General features: G+C 72.6%; 17 protein-coding genes and 1 pseudogene. 13 read left to right on the plus strand and 5 right to left on the minus strand.

What is annotated here, in order from left to right; all coding sequences use genetic code 11:
* Positions 1-1,536, plus strand: coding sequence for a SpoIIE family protein phosphatase (locus tag HUT12_RS01420; RefSeq protein ID WP_176092309.1), 1,536 nt, complete (start codon positions 1-3; stop codon positions 1,534-1,536).
* 9 nt (positions 1,537-1,545) lie between these two features.
* Here the strand turns inward: HUT12_RS01420 and HUT12_RS01425 are convergent, their stop codons facing one another.
* The gene (locus HUT12_RS01425) at positions 1,546-1,767 is read right to left on the minus strand and encodes an AlpA family transcriptional regulator (protein WP_176092310.1); all 222 of its coding nucleotides are present in this window, start codon (positions 1,765-1,767) and stop codon (positions 1,546-1,548) included.
* A 189-nt stretch (positions 1,768-1,956) separates the two neighbouring features.
* On the opposite strand from HUT12_RS01425, the gene HUT12_RS01430 reads away from it, so the two are divergent.
* On the plus strand, positions 1,957-2,199 hold the full coding sequence (locus HUT12_RS01430) for a flavin reductase (RefSeq protein WP_131054235.1): 243 nt from the start codon (positions 1,957-1,959) through the stop codon (positions 2,197-2,199).
* A 62-nt stretch (positions 2,200-2,261) separates the two neighbouring features.
* On the opposite strand, the gene HUT12_RS01435 is transcribed toward HUT12_RS01430, so the two are convergent.
* On the minus strand, positions 2,262-3,095 hold the full coding sequence (locus HUT12_RS01435; RefSeq protein WP_176092311.1) for a helix-turn-helix domain-containing protein: 834 nt from the start codon (positions 3,093-3,095) through the stop codon (positions 2,262-2,264).
* Positions 3,096-3,126: 31 nt separating this feature from the next.
* Between HUT12_RS01435 and HUT12_RS01440 the strand changes: the two genes are divergently transcribed.
* The 4 genes from HUT12_RS01440 to HUT12_RS01455 are packed head-to-tail and all read left to right on the plus strand — an operon-like array spanning position 3,127 to position 6,471.
* A complete protein-coding gene (locus HUT12_RS01440) occupies positions 3,127-3,693 on the plus strand; it encodes a TIGR03086 family metal-binding protein (RefSeq protein WP_176092312.1) in 567 nt (188 codons plus the stop codon).
* A 32-nt stretch (positions 3,694-3,725) separates the two neighbouring features.
* Positions 3,726-4,262 carry a PadR family transcriptional regulator gene (locus HUT12_RS01445; protein ID WP_176092313.1) on the plus strand — a complete coding sequence of 179 codons (537 nt, stop codon included), beginning with the start codon at positions 3,726-3,728 and terminating at the stop codon, positions 4,260-4,262.
* On the plus strand, positions 4,259-4,960 hold the full coding sequence (locus HUT12_RS01450; protein ID WP_176092314.1) for an ABC transporter ATP-binding protein: 702 nt from the start codon (positions 4,259-4,261) through the stop codon (positions 4,958-4,960). The genes HUT12_RS01445 and HUT12_RS01450 overlap by 4 nt, the downstream gene beginning before the upstream one ends.
* Entirely contained in the window at positions 4,957-6,471 is a 1,515-nt protein-coding gene (locus HUT12_RS01455) for an ABC transporter permease (protein ID WP_176092315.1), read from the plus strand. The genes HUT12_RS01450 and HUT12_RS01455 overlap by 4 nt, the downstream gene beginning before the upstream one ends.
* A gap of 72 nt (positions 6,472-6,543) precedes the next feature.
* On the opposite strand, the gene HUT12_RS01460 is transcribed toward HUT12_RS01455, so the two are convergent.
* Positions 6,544-8,640: a S9 family peptidase gene (locus HUT12_RS01460; RefSeq protein ID WP_131054229.1), complete on the minus strand. Its 2,097-nt coding sequence runs from the start codon at positions 8,638-8,640 to the stop codon at positions 6,544-6,546.
* 82 nt (positions 8,641-8,722) lie between these two features.
* Here HUT12_RS01460 and HUT12_RS01465 point away from each other — a divergent pair, with 82 nt between their 5' ends.
* Entirely contained in the window at positions 8,723-10,066 is a 1,344-nt protein-coding gene (locus HUT12_RS01465; RefSeq protein ID WP_176092316.1) for an FAD-binding oxidoreductase, read from the plus strand.
* A gap of 56 nt (positions 10,067-10,122) precedes the next feature.
* Here HUT12_RS01465 and HUT12_RS01470 read toward each other — a convergent pair whose 3' ends face one another.
* Positions 10,123-12,186, minus strand: coding sequence for a SpoIIE family protein phosphatase (locus tag HUT12_RS01470; RefSeq protein WP_131053683.1), 2,064 nt, complete (start codon positions 12,184-12,186; stop codon positions 10,123-10,125).
* 156 nt (positions 12,187-12,342) lie between these two features.
* On the opposite strand from HUT12_RS01470, the pseudogene HUT12_RS01475 reads away from it, so the two are divergent.
* Positions 12,343-12,885 (plus strand): annotated as a pseudogene (locus HUT12_RS01475) (HAMP domain-containing protein); the annotation flags it as partial.
* A gap of 10 nt (positions 12,886-12,895) precedes the next feature.
* On the opposite strand, the gene HUT12_RS01480 reads toward HUT12_RS01475, so the two are convergent.
* Positions 12,896-14,257, minus strand: a complete 1,362-nt coding sequence (locus HUT12_RS01480; protein ID WP_176092250.1) for an IS4 family transposase — start codon at positions 14,255-14,257, stop codon at positions 12,896-12,898.
* Between the two features lie 308 nt (positions 14,258-14,565).
* On the opposite strand from HUT12_RS01480, the gene HUT12_RS01485 reads away from it, so the two are divergent.
* The 5 genes from HUT12_RS01485 (at position 14,566) to HUT12_RS01505 (ending at position 19,334) form a co-directional block, all read left to right on the plus strand.
* Positions 14,566-15,474, plus strand: coding sequence for a type IV toxin-antitoxin system AbiEi family antitoxin domain-containing protein (locus HUT12_RS01485; RefSeq protein ID WP_176092251.1), 909 nt, complete (start codon positions 14,566-14,568; stop codon positions 15,472-15,474).
* Positions 15,475-15,632: 158 nt separating this feature from the next.
* On the plus strand, positions 15,633-16,883 hold the full coding sequence (gene purD, locus HUT12_RS01490) for a phosphoribosylamine--glycine ligase (protein WP_176092252.1): 1,251 nt from the start codon (positions 15,633-15,635) through the stop codon (positions 16,881-16,883).
* Positions 16,884-17,253: 370 nt separating this feature from the next.
* A complete protein-coding gene (locus HUT12_RS01495) occupies positions 17,254-17,877 on the plus strand; it encodes a sigma factor-like helix-turn-helix DNA-binding protein (RefSeq protein ID WP_176092253.1) in 624 nt (207 codons plus the stop codon).
* A gap of 103 nt (positions 17,878-17,980) precedes the next feature.
* Positions 17,981-18,580, plus strand: a complete 600-nt coding sequence (locus tag HUT12_RS01500; protein WP_176092254.1) for a hypothetical protein — start codon at positions 17,981-17,983, stop codon at positions 18,578-18,580.
* Between the two features lie 121 nt (positions 18,581-18,701).
* Positions 18,702-19,334 (plus strand): OB-fold-containig protein, encoded by a 633-nt coding sequence (locus tag HUT12_RS01505; RefSeq protein WP_176092255.1) that lies wholly within the window; start codon positions 18,702-18,704, stop codon positions 19,332-19,334.
* The last annotated feature ends 136 nt before the right edge of the window (positions 19,335-19,470 follow it).

Genomic DNA, 19,470 nt, shown 5'->3' on the forward strand with positions numbered 1-19,470 from the left:
GTGGACGGCGCCGCGACAGTTCTCGTGGTCGACGACAGCCGGACCAAGCGCTACCTGTTGGTGAGCTGGTTGACCCGGGCCGGTTTCACCGTGCTCGAAGCCGAGACGGGCGGCGAGGCGTTGCGTCGCGTCGGGGTCGACCCGGTCGACCTGGTGGTGCTCGACGTCCGGCTGTCGGACATGAGTGGCTTCGAGGTCTGCGAGCAGATCAAGGCGGCGCACCCGGCGCTACCGGTGATCCACGTCTCCGCGCACGCGATCGACACCGCCGACCGCACCCAGGGGCTGACCCGGGGGGCGGACGCCTACCTGGCGGAGCCGATCGAGCCGGAGGAACTGATCGCCACCGCCCACGCGGTGCTGCGCTACTACCAGGCGCGACAACGGGCCGAACTGCTCGCCGAACGCCTCACCGGGTTGGCCGACACCACCCTGGCGGTGCACTCCGCGCCGAACTTCGCCCGGCTGCTGGAATCGGCGGCGGCGGGAGCCGCCGAGATCTTCAAGAGCCCGGCCGCAGTGGTCGCCGAGACCTTCGACGGTGACTGCCTGGCCGGGGTCTCCACCGGTCCCGGTGCCGGGGGCCGCATCGTGCCCTGGGTGGTCGACGACACCGGCGTACCGACCGGCACCGTCGTCTCCGTACAGGATCCCGCCGACTGGGCGCTCGCCGACTGGCCGACCGACGACACGGTCACGGTGGCCGCCGCCCGGCTGCGCGAGGACCGCGCGCCGATCTACATCGTGGTCCCCACCGGCACCCAGACCGCCCGTACGCCGGTGCTGGTCCAGCTCGCGCAGGCGGTGGCGTCGGCGGCGGAGGCACAGCGCTCCTTCGACGAGGAGCACCGGATCGCGGTGACCCTGCAACGCAGCCTCCTGCCACGGCGCATCCCCGAGATCGCCGGGCTCGACCTGGCCGTCCGGTACGAGCCGGCCAGCGCCCGGACCGAGGTGGGCGGCGACTTCTACGAGCTGGTGATGCTCGACGGCCACCTGCTGCTGGCCATCGGCGACGTGGCGGGCCACTCGCTGCACGCGGCGACGGTGATGGCCGAGCTGCGGCACGCGGTGCGGGCGTACGCGGTGGAGGGACACCAGCCGGGCGAGATCCTGCACCGGGTCAACGAGTTGATGCGGACGTTGCTGCCCGACGAGCTGGCGACCATCTGTGTGCTGCTGCTGGACCCGTCCACCGGACACGTCCGGCTGGCCAGTGCCGGGCACCTGCCGCCGCTGATCAATCAGGACGGCAAGGTCGAGTACGTGCAGCACTCCGCGCCGCTGCTCGGCGTACGCGCGCCCCGTCCGGCGGATCTGGAGTTCGTCCTGCCGGCCGGCGCGACGATGGTCTTCTACACCGACGGGTTGATCGAACGGCGGGACGCCACCATCGACGACGGACTGGCCGCCCTGTCGGTCAGTGCGTCCCGGGTGGACGACGACCTGGACCGCTTCTGCGAGCGCCTGCTCGTCGAACTCGCCCCGCACGAGATCCAGGACGACGTCGCCGTCGTCGCCCTCCGCCGCCGCTGAGGCGTCGATCTACCCCTGCTCGTCGTCGTCCGCCTGGCGTGGCTGGCGGTACCGGCGGATGTACTCCTCGACGTCAGCGCGTAGCCAGATCTTGCCGACCGACAGGACCTGGTACGGCTGCGGGAAGTTCGGATGCGCGGCGATCTGGCGGAAGCGGGATCGGCCTACACCGAGCATCGCCAGGATCTCGCCAGCGGCCACCAGAGGCCCTGGCCCACGGTCCTTGCCCATGCCAAGGAAGGTAGGCGCACGGTAGCCTGTCAATAGGGTCGCGCATGAGTGGGTACACCTTTGGGGGCGCGCCAATGTTGACAGGGGGGTCGGTGTTGGGTTGGGATCGGGGTAGGCCCCTCGGCTGCTGGAGGCCGAGCCCGGCGGCCGAGGGCTTGCCGCCCGTCCCACCCCCGGGAGGAGCCCCGAATGGCGCAACGGCACGCCCCCGTCAGACCCCTCTGGTTCTGTGCCGCCTGTGCGCACGGTTGGCCGTGTGCGCCGGCCCGAGTCGAGTTGGCGGCCGACTACGGTCCAGGTCGACTGCTCGCGCTGGACATGGCCGACCTGCTCACCGAGGCGACCGCCGACCTGACCCGGCTCGGAGCGCCACCCGAGCCGCTGTACTTCTACGTCCGGTTCCTCGGCTGGGTCCGCAATCCGCCCCGATGACCGCTCACGCCGCCGACCAAGACCCCCTGGCGGGCCTCCGTCGGCGGCGAGTGGCGACGCGGTCAGTGTCGCCGGGAAGATGGCCGAGCGCGATCCTGGTCGGCGTACGCGCCGGGGGAGACGCCGGTGACGGCGGTGAAGTCGCGGATCAGGTGTGCCTGGTCGCTGTAGCCGAGTTCGGCGGCGAGGGCGGCCCAGTCGGGTGTGTTGCCCGCCGCTCGCTCGATCGCCTCGTGCAGCCGGTAGCGGCGGATCATCCACGTCGGGCCGACACCGATCTGGCTGAGGAAGAGGCGTTGCAGTCGGCGGACTGAGAGACCGTTGTCGCGGGCGAACCCGTCGACCCGCCGTACGTTCCGGTCGGTCCGGATCGCCTCGGCCAGCCGCATCGCCTCGTCGGTGACCGGGGCGGGCCGGGGTTCCCAGCCGGTCAGAAGGTCGTCGAGGGCGCGGCAGCGGGCGGCATCCGTACCGGCGCAGATCGCCGGGCTCGGTGCGGCGGCCGGCGGCCAGTGGTCGGCCAAGTCCGCGAACGACCGGCGTCGGCCCGTCAACTCCACCATCGGGCGACGCCAGAACGGGTGGAAGCCGCCCGGCCGGAACTGGATACCGCAGACCTGCCCGGTGTCGGCGAGTGTGGTCGAGAAGAGGCTCAGGCCGGGCCCGGCCACCTCGGCGTGTTCCGGACCGTCACCCTCGCGTGCGAACACCACGTTGACCGCTGGGTGCGCCACTACCCGCTGCTCGAACGGCTCGGTCAGAGCCCAGTCGACGAGCCAGTAGTGCTCGACCCATGGGCGTAGCGGTGCGGCGGGCAGGTGCCGACGGAAGCGGACCCGTCGCATCAGCCCGGCCGGTTCGAGAATGCCCCGGCTGTCCCCGCGCAGCTGTCGCATTTCTTCAAGACCACCCTCATACGCTGCCCATATGGCGACTCAGACTAGCGATCTCCTGGCGCTGGCGGCGCCGCGTACGGTGGCGGTGGTGCGGGCGGTCCGGGACGACCAACTGCACCTGCCGACGCCCTGCCGGGACTACGCCGTCCGCGATCTGCTCAACCATCTGTACGACGTGGTGGTCGCCTTCCAGGCGCTCGCCGCCCGGGAGCAGGTGACCTTCGCCGCCAAGCCCGATCACCTGGGTCAGGGCTGGCGGGACCGGTTCGAGGCGGAGACCCGTCGACTGGTCGCGGCATGGTCGGACCCGGCCAGCGAGGAGGGTGTCTCGCCGGGGATGGGGATGCCGCAGCCCGTGGTCGGCGGCATGGCGCTGCTCGACCTCACCGTGCACGGTTGGGACCTGGCGGTCGCCACCGGCCAGCCGTACGAGGCGGCCCCGCAGACGGTACCGGTGTTGCGCGAGTTGGTCGCACAGCTCGGCGCGCAGGGCCGCCAGATGGGTGTCTTCGCCGAGGAAGTGACCGCTGGCCCCGCCCTGCCGGAGCTGTCCCGGCTACTTGGAGCGACCGGACGGGACTCGGCGTGGAGTGCTTGACGGCAGCTATTCGCTGAGTGAATAGTGGGCTGGTGTCCACGCCGCACGTTCTGCTCGGGCTGCTCGCCACCGGCACCATGCACGGATACGAGCTGAAGCGGGCGTACGACGAGCGGTTGCCGCAGGCCCGCCCGTTGGCGTTCGGGCAGGTCTACGCGACGATCAACCGGCTGCTCCGCGACGGTCTGGTGGTCCCGGCGGGGCAGGAACGCCTCGCCGGACCGGACCGCACCGCCTACGCGCTGACCGACGAGGGACGGGCGGCACTGGACCAGTGGCTGGGCAGCGTCGAGCCACCCATGCCGCACGTCAACAGCGCGCTGTTCGCCAAGGTGGTGGTGGCGCTCCTGGACGCCGACGCGGACCGGGCCCGGACATACCTCGTCGCGCAGCGGCGGGCCCACACCGATCGGCTGCGCGAGCTGACCGCGCTCAAAACGGCACCGGAGGCCACCGTCGACGACGTCGTGGCAGCCGACTACGCCATCGCCCATCTCGACGCCGACCTGCGCTGGCTGCGCACCACCCTGGAGCGGGTCGCCGACTGGCACCGGGAGGTGCACTCGTGACGCAACTTCAGGCACGCGCGCTGGTCAAGTCGTACGGGCCGACACCCGCACTGCGGGGCCTCACCCTCGACGTCGCCGAGGGCGAGATCGTCGCGGTGACCGGGCCGAGCGGCTGCGGCAAGTCGACCCTGCTGCACTGCCTGGCGGGCATCCTGCGGCCCGACGCCGGTGAGGTGACCTGGCGGGACCACCGCATCGACACCTGGTCCGAGGCGGCCCGGTCGCGCCTGCGGCGTACCGAGTTCGGAGTGTTGTTCCAGTTCGGTCAGCTCGTCCCGGAGCTGACCGCGGCGGAGAACGTCGCGCTTCCGCTGCTGCTCGCCGGCACGGGGCGGCGAGCAGCGCGGACGGCGGCGCTCACCTGGCTCGACCGGTTGGGCGTGGCGGACTGCGCCGACGTGCGGCCGGGCGAGATGTCCGGCGGGCAACAGCAGCGCTGCGCCACCGCACGAGCCCTCGTCACCGAGCCACGGGTGCTCTTCGCCGACGAGCCGACCGGGGCGCTGGACTCGCTCACCGGCGAGCAGGTGCTCACCACACTCGTCCGGCTCACCCGCGAGCAGGGCACGGCGGTGGTGCTGGTGACCCACGAGCCCAGGATCGCCGCGTACGCCGACCGCGAGATCGTGATGCGCGACGGCGTCATCGACCACACCGGTCTGGGGCTGGACGCGCCGCTGACCGGCGGCGCGCGGTGAGACCGGGGACGCTGGCCCGGCTGGCCCTGGCCGGCAACCGCACCGACGCCGCCCGGGTGGTCCTGACCGCGCTGAGCGCCACCCTGGCCGCCCTCGCCGGGCTGGCGGCGATGACCGTGCTGGCCATCGAGAAGCCACCGGGCCACGACTGGGAGCAGTCCCAGCAGTACGCGAACGCGCTGCTGCGCGAGCCGGGGCTGCGCGGCGGCACCGCCTTCGCGCTGCTGCTGCTGGCCGTACCCGTGCTGGCCCTGGCGGGGCAGAGTGCCCGGCTCGGCGCCCCGGCCCGGGACCGCCGCCTGGCCGCCCTGCGGTTGGCCGGCGCGACCCCGGGTCAGGTCACCCGGGTCGCGATGCTGGAGACCGGCCTCGCCGCGCTGGTCGGGACGCTTGTCGGCCTGGCGGTGTACCTCGGCGGGCGGGAACTGCTGCACCGCCCGGACGCCCAGGGTCAGCTCACCCTGCCCACCGACGTCCTGCCCTCGGTGCCGGCGATCGCGGCGGTGACGCTGGGGCTGCCGCTGCTCGCGGCGGTGGGCACCGCGTTGCTGCTGCGCCGGGTCGCCACCACACCGCTGGGCGTGTTCCGGCGGGCCGGTCGGACCCGGTCACCCCAACCCTGGCCGGCACTGTTCATCGGCGGTGGTGTGGTGGTGACCGCGTTGGCCGAGCCGCTGCGGGAGGCAGTCGAGGGCGTCGACACGGACTGGATCGCGATCCTGTTGGCCCTCGGTCTCCTCGCCGTCGTGACGGGGGTGGTGCTCGGGACCGGATGGCTGTCGCACGCCGCCGGGCGGCTGCTGCACCGCCTCGCCCGAGGTCCGGCGACGCTGCTGGCCGCGCGACGGCTGACCGACGACCCGTGGACCAGCAGCCGCACCTTCGCGGCGCTGCTGGCCAGCGTCCTCATCGGTGCCGGTGCGGCGGCGTTCCGGGCCTACTTCCAGCTCCGGCAACGGATCGAACAGGAGGAGAGCCTGGCCGCCGGATACGTCGGCGACGACCGGTCCTTCTATCTGAACACCATGGACCTGGTCGACCTGGCGGTCCTCGTGGCGGTCGTCATCGCCACGGCGGGCCTGCTGGTCACGCTGGTGGAGGGCATCGTCTCCCGCCGCCGGGCGTACGCCGCGCTGGTGGCCACCGGGGTGCCCCGGACCACCATCGGCACCTCGATCCTGGTCCAGGTGCTCGCGCCGGTGGTGCCCGCCGTGCTGCTCACGGTCGGCGTCGGGTACGCGATCGGGCGGCTGTTCACCGGCGACGTGGTCAGCGGCGGCTACACCCAGGAGGTGTGCCGGGCGCGCGCGGAACTGTGTGACGACCCGGCCACCCGCCCGCTGCACGTCGAACTCGTGCCGGTCGAGAGCGTGGTCCGCACGCCGGACGTACCCCTGGAGCAGCTCGCGCTGGTCGGCGGCGGTGCGCTGCTCGCGGTGCTGGTCACGGTCGGGCTGGGGCTGCTGTTCCTGCGGGCCAACACCGCGATGGAGGAACTACGAACCACCTGAGACGGCGTCCGCCATGGCCCAGGGCAGGCGCGCCCTGGGCCATGAGCGGCCGGTGGCCGGATGACGGGACGGTCAGGCGCGGCCGAGTCGGTCCAGGGTCCAGGCGTTGACGAACGCCTCCTCCCGCCAGGCGTCGTAGCGACCGCTGGGCCCGCCGTGGCCCGCCTCCATCTCGGTCTTGAGCAGGTATTCGCCCTGCGGCGCGACGGCCCGCAGCCGGGCGATCCACTTCGCCGGCTCGTGATAGAGCACCCGGGTGTCGTTGAGGCTGGTCATCGCCAGGATCGCGGGGTAGTCGCGGTCGGCCACGTTCTCGTACGGGGTGTACGACTTCATGTAGGCGTACACCTCCGGGTCGGCGAGCGGGTTGCCCCACTCCTCCCACTCGGTGACGGTCAACGGCAGCGACGGGTCGAGGATCGTGCTGAGCGCGTCCACGAACGGCACCTGCGCGACGATGGCGGTGAACGCGTCCGGCGCCAGGTTGGCCACCGCGCCCATCAGCAGCCCGCCAGCCGATCCGCCCCGGGCGAGCAGCCGGTCCGACGACGTCCAGCCCGCCTTGGCCAGGTGCCGGGCGCAGGCGACGAAATCGGTGAAGGTGTTCTTCTTGGCCAGCAGTTTGCCGTGTTCGTACCAGCTCCGGCCCAGCTCGCCGCCGCCCCGGATGTGGGCCACCGCGAAGATCACTCCACGGTCCAGCAGGGACAGCCGGCCGACCGAGAACCAGGGGTCCATGCTGGCCTCGTACGAGCCGTACCCGTAGATCACGCAGGGTGCGGAGCCGTCGCGGGGGGTGTCCCGGCGGCAGACCAGCGAGATCGGCACCTTGGTGCCGTCGTCGGCCAGCGCCCAGTCCCGGTGCTGCTCGTAGTCCTCTGGGCGGTACTCCCGCCCGTCCGGTCCGGGCAGCACCGGTCGCCGCCGCAGCAGCGTCATCTCGCGGGTCACCAGGTCGTAGTCGTACACCGAGTCCGGGGTGACCAGCGAGGTGTAGCGCAGGCGTACCCGCCCGGTGCGGTACTCCGGGTTCGAGTCCAGCCCGACCGTGTGCAGCAGCTCCGGGAACGCGATGTCGTGCCCGTCGCCGCCGCCGACCGGCAGCACCCGCAACCCGGTGAGCCCGTTGGCGCGCAGCGTCACGACCAGGTGGTCGGCGAAGGCGTCGACGGCCTCCAGCCGGGTGCCGGGGGAGTGCGCGATCAGCGGCACCCAGTCGCCCGGGGCGTCGGCCGAGGTGTACGCCAGCGCGAAGTCCTCCGCGCCGTCGTTGTGCAGGATCAGGAACCGGTGCCCGTGGTGTTCCACCGAGTACTCGACGCCCTGCCGGCGGGGGGCGATCACGGCCGGCTCGCCGGTGGGGTTGCCGGCCGGGATGACGCGTACCTCGCTGGTGAGCTTGCTGGCGATGTCGATCAGGATGAAGCGCTCCGAGCGGGTCAGCTCGACCCCGACCCAGAACCGCTCGTCGTCCTCGGAGTGCACCACCACGTCGTCGGCGGCGGCCGTACCGAGCACGTGCCGCCAGACCCGGTGCGGACGCCAGGCGTCGTCCACCGTCACGTAGAACAGCACCGAGGCGTCGGCGGCCCAGGCGGTGCCGTAGAAGGTGTCCGGGATCTCGTCGGGCAGCAGCTCGCCGGTGGTGAGGTCCTTGATCCGGAGGGTGAAGCGTTCCTTGCCGGAGAAGTCGGTCGAGTACGCCAGGAAGCGGCCGTCCGGGCTGACGTCGAAGGCGCCCAGCGAGAAGAAGTCGTGGCCCTCGGCGAGCAGGTTGCCGTCGAGCAGCACCTCCTCGCCCTCCAGCGGGGCACCGGCAGGGCTGATCGGCGGCGTGGTCTCGCCGTCACGGACCGCCCGACGGCAGTGCACGCCGTACTGCTTGCCCTCGACCGTCCGGGAGTAGTACCAGTGCCCGCCCTTGCGGGTCGGCACCGACAGGTCGGTCTCCTGGGTGCGCCGACGGATCTCCTCGAACAGTTCCGTGCGCAGGTCGGCGAGGTGCGCCGTACGTGATTCGGTCCAGGCGTTCTCGGCCTTGAGGTAGCCGATCGTCTCAGGGTCGTCCTTGGTGGCCAGCCAGGCGTACTCGTCGACGACGACGTCGCCGTGGTGGACGCGTTCGCTCGGCACCTGCCTGGCTACGGGTACGGGGGTCTCGGTGGTCACGGCGCCACGTTACCGGCAGGCCGGGCGTCTCGGGCGGCGCAAATGCCCACTTCGTCGTTCGAACACATGTACGATCGCTGCCATGGTGCCAGCGCGTTCCACCGGCGGGTCCGGTGCCCTCGACATCGCCCGTCGCCTTACCGACATCTGCGGCTCCCGCTTCGCCCGGTTCGCCGGCCCGGCCGACGAGGTGGCCGGGCGAGCGGCCCGCTGGGTCGCGGTGCCCGGCGGCGCCCACGCGGCGGCGGAGGTGCTGCGGCTCGCCGCGCGGCACGACCTGACGGTGGTGGCGCGCGGCGCCGGCACCAAGATCGATTGGGGTGCCGTGCCGGAACGGGTCGACATCATGCTCGACACCGGTCGGCTCGCCGGCATCGGTCACCAGCCGTCCGAGCGGGGCACCGCCGAGGTCGGTGCCGGCACGCCACTGCGCGCGGTGCAGGCCAGCCTGGAACGCACCGGTCAACGGCTCGCGCTCGACGCGCCCTCGCCCGGCGCCACGGTCGGCGGGGTGCTCGCCGCGGACGAGGCCGGTCCACTGCGCCACCGGCACGGCACCGCCTGCGACCAGCTCGTCGGCCTGCGCTACCTGGCCGCCGACGGTGACCTGGCCGAGGCCGGTGGCGGGGCTGCCGGGCTGGCCCAGGCCCGGCTGCTGTGCGGGTCGGAGGGCGCGCTCGGCGTGCTGGTCAGCGCCACCCTGCGGGTGCAGCCCCTGCCGGCCAGCCGGGTCTGGGTGACCCGCCCGGTGTGGACGCCGCTGGAGGTGCACGACCTGGTCCGGGCGGTGCTCGCCGCCCGGCTCGACCCGGCTGCCATCGAGGTGGACCTGCCGGCCGGCACGGGACCCCGGCCGAGGGACCGCCGGGCCGAGTCGATGGCGCGCCATCCGTCCATGACGGGGCGCCCGTCGACCGGCCCGGCGGGGGCCGGCTCGCTGGTGGTGCTGCTCGAAGGCGGGCCGTCCGACGTGGCGGAGCGCGCCGACCGGCTCCGGTCGATGCTCGGCTCCCGGGCCGTCGTCGCCCGATCGGCACCGTCCTGGTGGCGCAGCTACCCGTTCGCCCCCGGTGACACCGCGCTCCGGCTGGAGGTGCCGATCAGTGACCTGCACGCCGCCGTCTACGCGCTGCGGGACGCGGCCGGCTCGCCGGTGCCGGTCCGTGGCTCCGCCGGTCTCGGCGTGGTGCACGCCGCACTGCCCGGCACGATGGCACCCGACCGGGTGGCGTCGATCCTGGTCGCGGTGCGCGGCGTGCTGCTCGCCCGACAGGGGCGTTGCCTGGTGCTCTCCGCGCCGCCCGCCGTCCGGCGAGCCGTCGACCTGTGGGGCGAGCTGACCGGCGTGGCCCGGATGCGCGCCGTCAAGCAGCACCTCGACCCGGGTCACCGGCTGGCCCCAGGTCGCCTCCCCGGCGGCCTCTGAGCCACGCCGGCCGTGGCGCTGCGCAGCCCTGGGGAGACGAAGCGCAGCTCCGTCGGTCAGACCGCGTCGTTGCGCAGGACCAGGATGGCGATGTCGTCCCGGGGTGCCTCGACCGAGAAGTTGATCGCGGTGGCGCGCAGCCGGGCCGCCACCACGTCCGCCGAGTAGCCGGCGAGCGGCCCGGCGGCGTCCCGGAGCCGACCGGTGCCGAACAGTTCCCGGCCCCGGCGTCGCTCGGTCACGCCGTCGGTGTAGAAGACCAGGCAGTCGCCGGGATCGAGGGCGATGTCCAGGGTCGGCGAGGTGATCGTGTCGAGCAGGCCGAGCGCGGTGCCGCCGGTGCCGACGAACGCGGCCGGGCCACCGGACGCGCGCACCAGCACCGGCCGGTCGTGGCCGGCCAGGTGCAGCCCCACGTCGAGTTGCCCGTTCTCACCCTGCCCGACCGCCGCCAGCGCCAACGTGCAGTACCGTCCGGCACCCCGCTCGACGAGCGTCTCGTTGAGCCGGGACAGCACCTCGGGCAGCGGCTTGCCGTCCCCGGCCAGCACCCGGATCACGTCCCGGACCAGCCCGGTGACCGCAGCGGCCTGCACCCCCTTGCCGGAGACGTCGCCGATCACCACCAGCCAACGGCCGTCCGGCATCGGCACCACGTCGTAGAAGTCGCCGCCGACCTCGGCGTCGTCGCCGGTCGGCACGTACTCGGCGGCGAAGCCGATGCCCTCCACCACCGGAAGCACCGGTGGCAGCAGCGACTGCTGCAACGTCTGTGCCACCCGCCGACGCTCGGCGTGGATGCGGGCGTTCTCGATCGCCAGGGCGGCACGCCGGGCCACGTCCTCCAGCACCGCGATCTCGTCGGGATCGTGCCGGTGCCGCTGATGCCGGCCGACGGCCAGTGTGCCGAGGCGCTGACCTCGGGCGATCAGCGGCACGGCGAAGCCCTCCATCGGCGCGCCCAACGGCGTCTGGGTGCCGTTGCGACTCGCCTCGCGCAGCCGGGCCTGGACCGAGTCCGGTCCCGCCTCGCGCAGCGTCGCGTGCAGATGCGGCAGCATCGACTCGTCGGCGTGACTGGCCGCGGCCAGCTTGAGTCGACCCCACTCGTCGGTGGTGTGCACGGCACACCACTGACCGAGCCGGGGCACCACGAGCTGCGGGACGAGCGCCATCGTCAGCTCCACGTCCAGGGACTGGGCGAGCAGCTCGCTGGCCTCGGCGAGGAAGGTCAACCAGGCCTGTCGCCGGACGTCGGCGCGGCGCAGCCGGTCGTTCTCCAGGTGCAGCGACAGCCGCTCGGCGGTCAGCAGGGCCAACGGCCGGGCGTACGCGGTGGGGGCGGCGTCGAGTTCCAGCTCACCGGCGTACGGGCGGTGCACCGCCAGCGGCACCCGGAGCAGGTCGTTGCCGGGGCGGGGCTGTCGGCCGTACCGGGCGAGGACCTGTGGGCCGTGCCCGTCGCCCCGGTCCAGGCGCACCACCCCGCCGGCCGCGCCGACCATCTCCGCCACCCGGGTGAGCAGGCTGGTGGCGAAGTCCGGCAGCGGATCGTCCGCGTACGGGTCGGGGGTGGGCTGCATCAGGGCGCTCATCGCCCCGGCGCTCGGCACCGAGGAGTGGCCGCCGTCCGAACGGCCGATCGGCGGGGCGAAGTCGTCCGGGCGTCCGGGCTGCGGCCCGTCGCGCTCCAACCGGAACCACACGCCCTTGCCGCTGGGCAGGTAGGTGGTGCCCCAACGGCTCGCGAAGTGGTCGACCAGCAGCAGGCCGCGCCCGCGCTCGGCGACCTCGGTGATGTCGGTCTCCACGTTCCGCACGCCGACGGTCAGCTCGTCGACCGGCCCGGAGGCGAAGTCCGACACGGTCACGGTCAGCCCGGTCGAGTCGGCGCTGACCTCGATGTCGAGTTCGGTGCGGGCGTGCTCGACCGCGTTGGTGGAGAGCTCCGTGGTGAGCAGGAGCGCCTCGTTGAGAAGTTCGTCCAGGTTCGCCTCGGCAAGTACGGACCGGACGACGGCTCGCGCGGCGGCCGGCGTACGCCGATCGGCGGGCAGCCGGACCCGCCGGACGTGCTCCTCCGGGCCCCCGTCCGTCGTTGGCCCCACCGCCGCTGACACTCTCGTATCCTGCCCCGGCACCCGGCCCGTGCCAAGCCGATCACGGGTCGGGTCCGGAATACGGACGGCGGTGCGCCGTGGCGGTTTCGAGGTCACGGGGACAATGATGGGGTGGCCGGCGCGAGCCGGTGTACCCCGATGCGAGTGCGAGGAATGATGACCACGGCGAAACAGTCGGCGATCGCGGACACCTCCGCCGCCGACCACGAGGCGGTCCTCACCGAGCTGGCCGAGGCGCTGCGGCGGGTCCGCGGAGGCGATCTGAAGGTCAGGCTGCCCCGGCGTTCGGGCGCGGCCGGTGAGGTGGCCGACGCCTTCAACGACGTGGTGTCGCTCCAGGAGCGGCAGCATCTGGACCTGCGCCGGATCAGCCGCGTCGTGGGTCGCGACGGTCGGCTGACCGAACGCCTGGACGAGGAGGGGCTGGACGGCTCCTGGGCGGAGGGGCAGCGCGCGGTCAACTCGTTGATCGACGACCTGGGTCGGCCCACCACCGAGATCGCCCGGGTCATCGTGGCCGTCGCCGACGGCGACCTCTCCCAGCACATGGCGCTGGAGATCGACGGTCGCCCGCTGCGCGGCGAGTACCTGCGCATCGGCCGCACGGTCAACACCATGGTCGACCAGCTCTCGTCCTTCTCCAACGAGGTGACCCGGGTGGCCCGGGAGGTGGGCACCGAGGGCAAGCTCGGCGGTCAATGCCGCTCAGTTAGGGCGGTGGGCGGGTTGTCAATGCTGCTGTTTCGAGGATGTTGATGTTGATGGTGGCGTGGTAGTTGGTGCGGTCGATGGTGCCTTTGGCGCGGTGTTTGGAGATCGCGCGTTTGACCACGCGGGGGCTGATTCGGGTGCGGCGTGGGGGTAGCAGGTCGGCCAGGATTGCGCGGCCGATGGTGCCGACGAGGTCGATGACGGTGCCGGCGATGACACCAGCGGCTTGGGTGATCTGGTCTCGGGCGGCGTGGACGGCGATGGTGAAGCTGGCCCGGTCGGGGTTGGTCGTGGGCCGGCTGGCGGTGGCGTCAGCCATTGCCAGCCGGACCGCTTGGTAGGTGGTGAGCAGGGCGTGGACCTCTTGACTGATCCCGTTCGGGGTTCGGGCTCGTAGGACCCGTCCGCCCCGCAGGGTGGACTTCAACTCCAGATATGTCGTCTCGATCTCCCAGCGGTGGTGGTAGAGGGTGACCAGGTCCATGGCCGGGAAGCGGCGCTGGTCGGTGAGGGTGGTGATCAGCCGGTACCGGCCGACGTGGCGTTTACCGTTCATGCTCACGACGATCTCGGCGTCAACGACCCGGACCGTCATCGTGCCGATGACAGACAGCCAGGACCCGTCGCGATGGCGGCGGATGACGGGCAGCCGCCGGTCGTCCTTGTCGCGGATGAGCAGGTCAGCGCCGGTGCTGGCGAACTGTTCGATCATCTGACGGGCGGCGAACCCACGGTCGGCCAGCAGCAGCATGCCTGGGCGCAGGCAGCCCAACAGACGCCCCGCACACGTGAGTTCGCCAGTGCTGATGGGGGTGAACACCGCGTCGATGACAGCGCGGGTGCCGCACGCCACGACGGCGACCAGCCGCAGCATCGGATACCCCGACCCACCGTGGCTGCCCGCCTGACGCGGATAGACCGTCAGGTTAGCCGCCGTATCGGGCACGAACATGCTGGTGCCGTCGATCGCGCACACCAGCAGACCCCGCCACCGGGCGGCCCCCGCCGGCGGACCCGACAGCAACCGGAACAACGCCACCAGCGGCTTGTCCCCGACCCGACGGCGAGCCTGCGACAACGCCGAAGACGTCGGCAGCGCCACCGTCAACCCGTCCAGCCCAGCGACCAACCGAGCCCACACCTGCCGGTAACCGACCTCAGCGAACAGCCCCGCCGCGAGCAGCAGATACACCACCACCCGCGACGGCAGATCCCGCACCCGCGACTGCACACCACCGGCCTCAGCCAGAACGGCATCGACCATCTCGAACGGCACCTGCTGCGTCAACTCACCCAGATGGCCCGGCGCGAACCGCCCCGCAGCCACCCTGATCGTGGACGTGATGGCAGACTGTTCCAACGGCGGGGCTCCCGGTCCAGAGGCTGTCTTGGAGTGACAAACCTCTATACCGAGACCCCGCCGTCCACGTCTACACCCCGCTTGACATCCACCACACCGCCCTAACTGAGCGGCATTGCCCCTAACCCCCCCACCCCCCACCTCCCCACCCTCCTCTCCGCGTTGATCAAGAAGTTTTGGTCACGGTGGGAGGTCCCGGGTGACCCAAATCCCTTGATCAACTCCGCAGGCGGCGGAGGTTGTCCACAGGGGGCGGCGGGTTATCCACAGGGGTGGAAAAGTGGGGCTGCGGGCGGTGGGGTGGGGGGATGGGGGAGACGGGACTCGGGGCGCGAAGCGGTGTGGTGACGGTGGAACAGGCGCTGTCGGCGGGGTTCACTCGGGGGCAGATCCGCCACCTGGTCCGGTCGGGGCGTTGGGTCAGGCTGGCCCGGGGGCGCTTCACGCCGTCCACCGAACCTGACCCGTTGGCGCTACGACGGGCCCGGATCCGGGCGGCGGTGGACAGTCTGGGGCCGGAGGCGGTGGCCGTGCTGGGGACCGCCGCCGAGATGCACGGGATCGCCGGGCTGCGTGCCGCGTCCGAGATCCACGTCTCGGTGCCGGTGCAGTGCCCGCGCCCGCAGCGGCGTACGGATCCGGAAATCGTCGTACACCAGTTGACCCTGGGTTCAGAGGATGTCGAGGTGCTGGCCGGTGTGCCGGTCACCACGGCTGTGCGTACCGTCGCCGACGTCATCCTGCGCGCAGACCGGTACCCGGCGGTCTGCGTCCTGGACTCGGCCCTCAACAAGCGGCTGCTCACCGAGGCGGACCTGGCGTCGATCCCCGCTCTGATCGCCGGACGGCGCGGTGCGGTCGCCGCCCGGCGGCACCTCACCGAGACGGACGGCCGGGCCCAGTCACCGTTGGAGACGCGTGCCCGGCTGCGGTGCGTCGACGGCGGTGTCCCGCCGGACGTGCTCCAGGTCGAGGTTCGAGACGAGGACGGCTGGCTCCTGGGCGTCGGTGACCTGGGCTGGCGCCGGGCCCGCCTGATCGCCGAGGCGGACGGCAGAGGGCCGCACGACGGACCGCAGGCGATCTACGCGGACCGGATGCGACAGAACCGTCTGGTCAACGCCGGCTGGCGCATCCTCCGTTTCACCTGGTCCGACACCCTCCACCCCGACTACATCCCGCAAACCGTCAAACAAGCCCTCCGCACCCCCCACTAACCCCGCCGCCCCAGCCTCACGCGGCCCGCCCTGCCCCGCCCGCACTGCCCGGCCCGCCTACCTCGTTGATCAAGAAGTTTGGGCGTCTACACGCCGGAATTGAGACGCGAACTTCTTGATCAACAGGGTCGAGGAGGGTGGTGGGTAGGATGCCGGCTGTGCGTGTTCTGTTGCTGGGTAGTGGTGGACGGGAGCACGCGCTTGCGCTGCGGCTCGCCGAGGATCCGACCGTTGAGCAGGTGATCGCGGCACCGGGCAATCCCGGCATCGCGGGCGTTGCCGAGCTGCGGGAGGTCGTGGCGACCGATCCCGAAGCCGTGGCGGCACTCGCGGTCGAGGTGGCCGCCGACCTGGTCGTGATCGGGCCGGAGGCGCCGCTGGTCGCCGGAGTCGCCGACGCGCTGCGGGCCAAGGGCATCGCGGTGTTCGGCCCGTCGGCCGAGGCGGCGCAGCTGGAAGGCTCCAAGACGTTCGCCAAGGACGTGATGACGGCCGCCGGTGTGCCCACGGCCCGCGCCCACACCTGCACCGACGAGGCGGGTACGGCCGCTGCCCTGGACGAGTTCGGGCCGCCGTACGTGGTGAAGAACGACGGGCTCGCCGCCGGCAAGGGCGTGGTGGTGACCGAGGACCGCGACGCCGCGCTGCGGCACGCCGCCGAGTGCGGTCGGGTGGTCGTCGAGGAGTACCTGGCCGGCCCGGAGGTCTCGCTGTTCGTGGTGACCGACGGCGAGGCCGCCGTGCCGCTGCTGCCGGCGCAGGACTTCAAGCGGGTCGGTGACGGTGACAGCGGCCCGAACACCGGCGGCATGGGTGCGTACGCGCCGCTGCCCTGGGCGCCGTCCGACCTGGTCGATGACGTGATGCGGGACGTCGTGCACCCCACGCTGGTCGAGATGCGTCGTCGGGGCACGCCCTTCGCCGGCCTGCTCTACGTCGGGCTGGCGATCACCGCCGACGGTCCCCGGGTGATCGAGTTCAACGCCCGCTTCGGCGACCCGGAGACCCAGGTGGTGCTCGCCCTGCTGGAGACGCCGCTGGCCGGTCTGCTGCACGCCGCCGCCACCGGCACGCTGGCCGAGCACCCGCCGCTGCGCTGGCACGACGGCGCGGCGGTGACCGTGGTGGTCGCCGCCGAGGGCTATCCGGCCCCGCCGCGTACCGGTGACGTGATCACCGGCGCGGACCGCCCGGGCGTCATCCACGCCGGCACCGCCCGCCGGGCCGCCGACGGTGCCCTGCTCTCCGCCGGCGGCCGGGTCCTCTGCGGTACGGCCACCGGCCCCGACCTGGCCGCCGCGCGCGACGCCGCCTACGAACTGGTACGCGGCATCACGCTGGCCGGGTCGCACCACCGTGGCGACATCGCTTCGTCCGCGATCGACGGCAGGATCACGCTCCCCGCCTGAGCCCTCCGAAGCGGCCCCGGCCAGTCCGGCGGCCTGTCCCTGCCCCGGCGACGTCACCCAATCCGGTGTCGCCTGCGCCCTGACGGTGTCGCCCAGTCCGATGGCTCGCCCGACCCTGGCGGTGTCGACCGGCCCGGTGTCGACCGGCGGGTCGGCTGTCCGGCTGCCCTGATGGTGCTGATCCGGTTCGGCCGGCGAGCCGCCGCGCCGGACGTCGCTGACCGAACGGTCGGCGGTTGTGGTCGACGGGCCGCAACGCAATCACCTCCCCGCAGCGTATTAGTGGCTAGCGCGGTGTCCAGGAACGTTGGCGGTGTCGCGGCGCGGCCCGGTGAACGTTTCTGGACACCGCACTAGGGAGGGAGGCGGGATGGCAGCCGACGAGTTCGAGACGTTCGTCCACCGGTCCGCGCCGGTGCTGCGCCGGTACGCGCGTGCGGTCGCCGCAGACCCGGACCGGGCGGAGGATCTTCTCCAGGAGACCTACGTCCGGGTGGCCGGGGTGTGGCATCGGGTGCTCGCCGACGGCAACCCGGTCGAGTACGCGAAAGTCGAGATGATCCGGCTGCACACCGGTCGGCTCCGGACGCTGGTCCGCCTGCTCCGGCCCACTCCGTCGGCGTCTCCGCCGGTCGCCGACGGCAGGTCCGGCCGCCAGAGCGAACCCGGCCGTGTCGCCGAGAGCGGATCCGATCGCGTGGCCGACAGTGGGCCCGATCGCGTGGCCGACAGTGGGCCCGATCGCGTGGCCGACCTCGGGTCCGAACGCGTCGAGGACGGTGGCCTGCTGCGTCGACTGCTGGCCGGGCTGCCACCCGTGCAACGGGCGGTGCTCGTCCTGGCGTACCTCGACGATCTCGACGACGCAGCGATCGCCGAGGCTGTCGGGCGACGTCCGGCGGCCGTCCGGTCCCTGCGGCGCCGGGCGCTCGACGCGATCCGCCCGGGACTGCCGGCCGTCCGTGCCGGAGCCCTCCCGGAGGTCGTGCGATGACCGGCGCCGTTCCCCGAGGCCGCGCGATGACCGGAGCCGTTCCCCGAGGCCGGAGCCCATCGGGATGTGACGGCATGACCGGAGTCGATCGGGAGGTGGCGCGATGACCGACGTCCGGGATGCTCTTCGGGAGGTCTGGGACGGCGGGCCCGGCGGGGGTATGCCGGGTCCGGATCCGCTCCCGGCGGTGCGGGCCCGCCTGCGTCGTCGTCGCCGGGTCCAGGCCGTCGCCGTGGCGTTGGCGCTCTGCACGGTGGTCGGCCTGGGGGTCTTCACCGTGGTGACGGCCGGTCGACCGGCACCAGCGTCGCCGGCCGCGGCGCCCGCCAGTCCCACCGTGCCCGAACTACGTGGCCTGCCGGCCTATCTGCGGCCGGCCGACCCCGCCGAGGCGGTGCTGCGGATGGCGCGTCCGCAGGCGGTGCCGACCGGCGACCGGGTGGCGTACGAGGGGGACGGCCCGGTGATCCGGGTGGTCGCGGTCTTCGACTTCGAGGCGGCGCTGGGGCTCCCCGGGGTATCCCGCGAGGTCACCGTGGCGACTGCGGCGCAGGTGCTGGCCACGGACGACGTGGCGACCTCGACGGCGTACCTGTCGGCGTGGCTTCCCGACGGGCGTACCCTGTTCGTTTCCGTGACCGGGGACACGCCGCAGGTCCGTGCGGCGACGGTGGACGCTCTCGTGACGGCCAACCTGGGCTGATCTTGGCCGGTCAGACCGGGTGGACCGGCCGATCGGCCCTGACCATGCGGTTGACATCCCGTGTCACGATCATCGTGCCGGTGGCCTGCTCGGGCCGCCGGGTGCGGGGGAGGAGGACAAGGTGACCGGCTTTCTCGGCACGGCACTCAGTTTCCCCACCGTGCTGTTCAGCTTCCTGCTCGTGGTCGTCGTCGGCTACTGGCTGCTGGTGCTGACCGGGGTGCTGGATCTGGGCGACGACCTGGACGTCGACGGCGGACCGGGTACGTTCCTCGCCGGTCTCGGGCTCGGCGGCGTACCCAGTGCGATCATCTTCTCCCTGCTCGTCGCGGTGGCCTGGTTCGTCAGCCTGGCCGGTACCGCGCTGCTCGACGGCATCGGGCTCGGCGCCGGCACCCGGATCGCGGTCTCGATCGGCGTGCTGCTGGCCGCCGCGTTCTGCGCGTACGCGGTGACCCGGCTGGTCGCGGTGCCGTTGGGACGCCTCTTCCCGACCGATTCGGACGCCAGCCGTAACACCTTCGTCGGCCGCCTCTGTGTGGTGCGGACCGGTACGGTCACCGCCGACTTCGGTCAGGCCGAGGTGACGGCGGCGGACGGCTCGTCGGCCGTGGTGCAGGTCCGGCAGCCGGGCGACGAGAAGATGACGGCCGGCACTTCCGCGTTGATCTACGACTACGACACCGAGGGTGAGTTCTTCTGGGTGATGCCCGCCGGGCCCACCTTCGACCCCCTGAGACATGCCCCCGAGTAATCGCCCCTGGTGAGTCCGCTTCCGCGCGGATCACCCCGACCTCGCCCGAGGCGGTCGGTGCGAACCCCCTTCGTCCGGCCCGCCCGCCACGCTGCCCCTGACGTATCCCCTCGAAAGGAGGATGCGCGGCGCCCCG

The sequence above is a fragment of the Verrucosispora sp. NA02020 genome (assembly GCF_013364215.1).
In the GTDB taxonomy this organism is placed as follows: Bacteria; Actinomycetota; Actinomycetes; order Mycobacteriales; family Micromonosporaceae; genus Micromonospora.

Bases quoted from the DNA above. Each gene is read 5' to 3' on its own strand.
- HUT12_RS01495 (WP_176092253.1), top strand. From the start codon at position 17,254: ATGGCAGCCGACGAGTTCGAGACGTTCGTCCACCGGTCCGCGCCGGTG.
- HUT12_RS01440 (WP_176092312.1), top strand. From the start codon at position 3,127: ATGGCGACTCAGACTAGCGATCTCCTGGCGCTGGCGGCGCCGCGTACG.
- HUT12_RS01485 (WP_176092251.1), top strand. From the start codon at position 14,566: ATGGGGGAGACGGGACTCGGGGCGCGAAGCGGTGTGGTGACGGTGGAA.
- HUT12_RS01500 (WP_176092254.1), top strand. From the start codon at position 17,981: ATGACCGACGTCCGGGATGCTCTTCGGGAGGTCTGGGACGGCGGGCCC.
- HUT12_RS01425 (WP_176092310.1), bottom strand. From the start codon at position 1,767: ATGGGCAAGGACCGTGGGCCAGGGCCTCTGGTGGCCGCTGGCGAGATC.
- HUT12_RS01465 (WP_176092316.1), top strand. From the start codon at position 8,723: ATGGTGCCAGCGCGTTCCACCGGCGGGTCCGGTGCCCTCGACATCGCC.
- HUT12_RS01430 (WP_131054235.1), top strand. From the start codon at position 1,957: ATGGCGCAACGGCACGCCCCCGTCAGACCCCTCTGGTTCTGTGCCGCC.
- HUT12_RS01435 (WP_176092311.1), bottom strand. From the start codon at position 3,095: ATGCGACAGCTGCGCGGGGACAGCCGGGGCATTCTCGAACCGGCCGGG.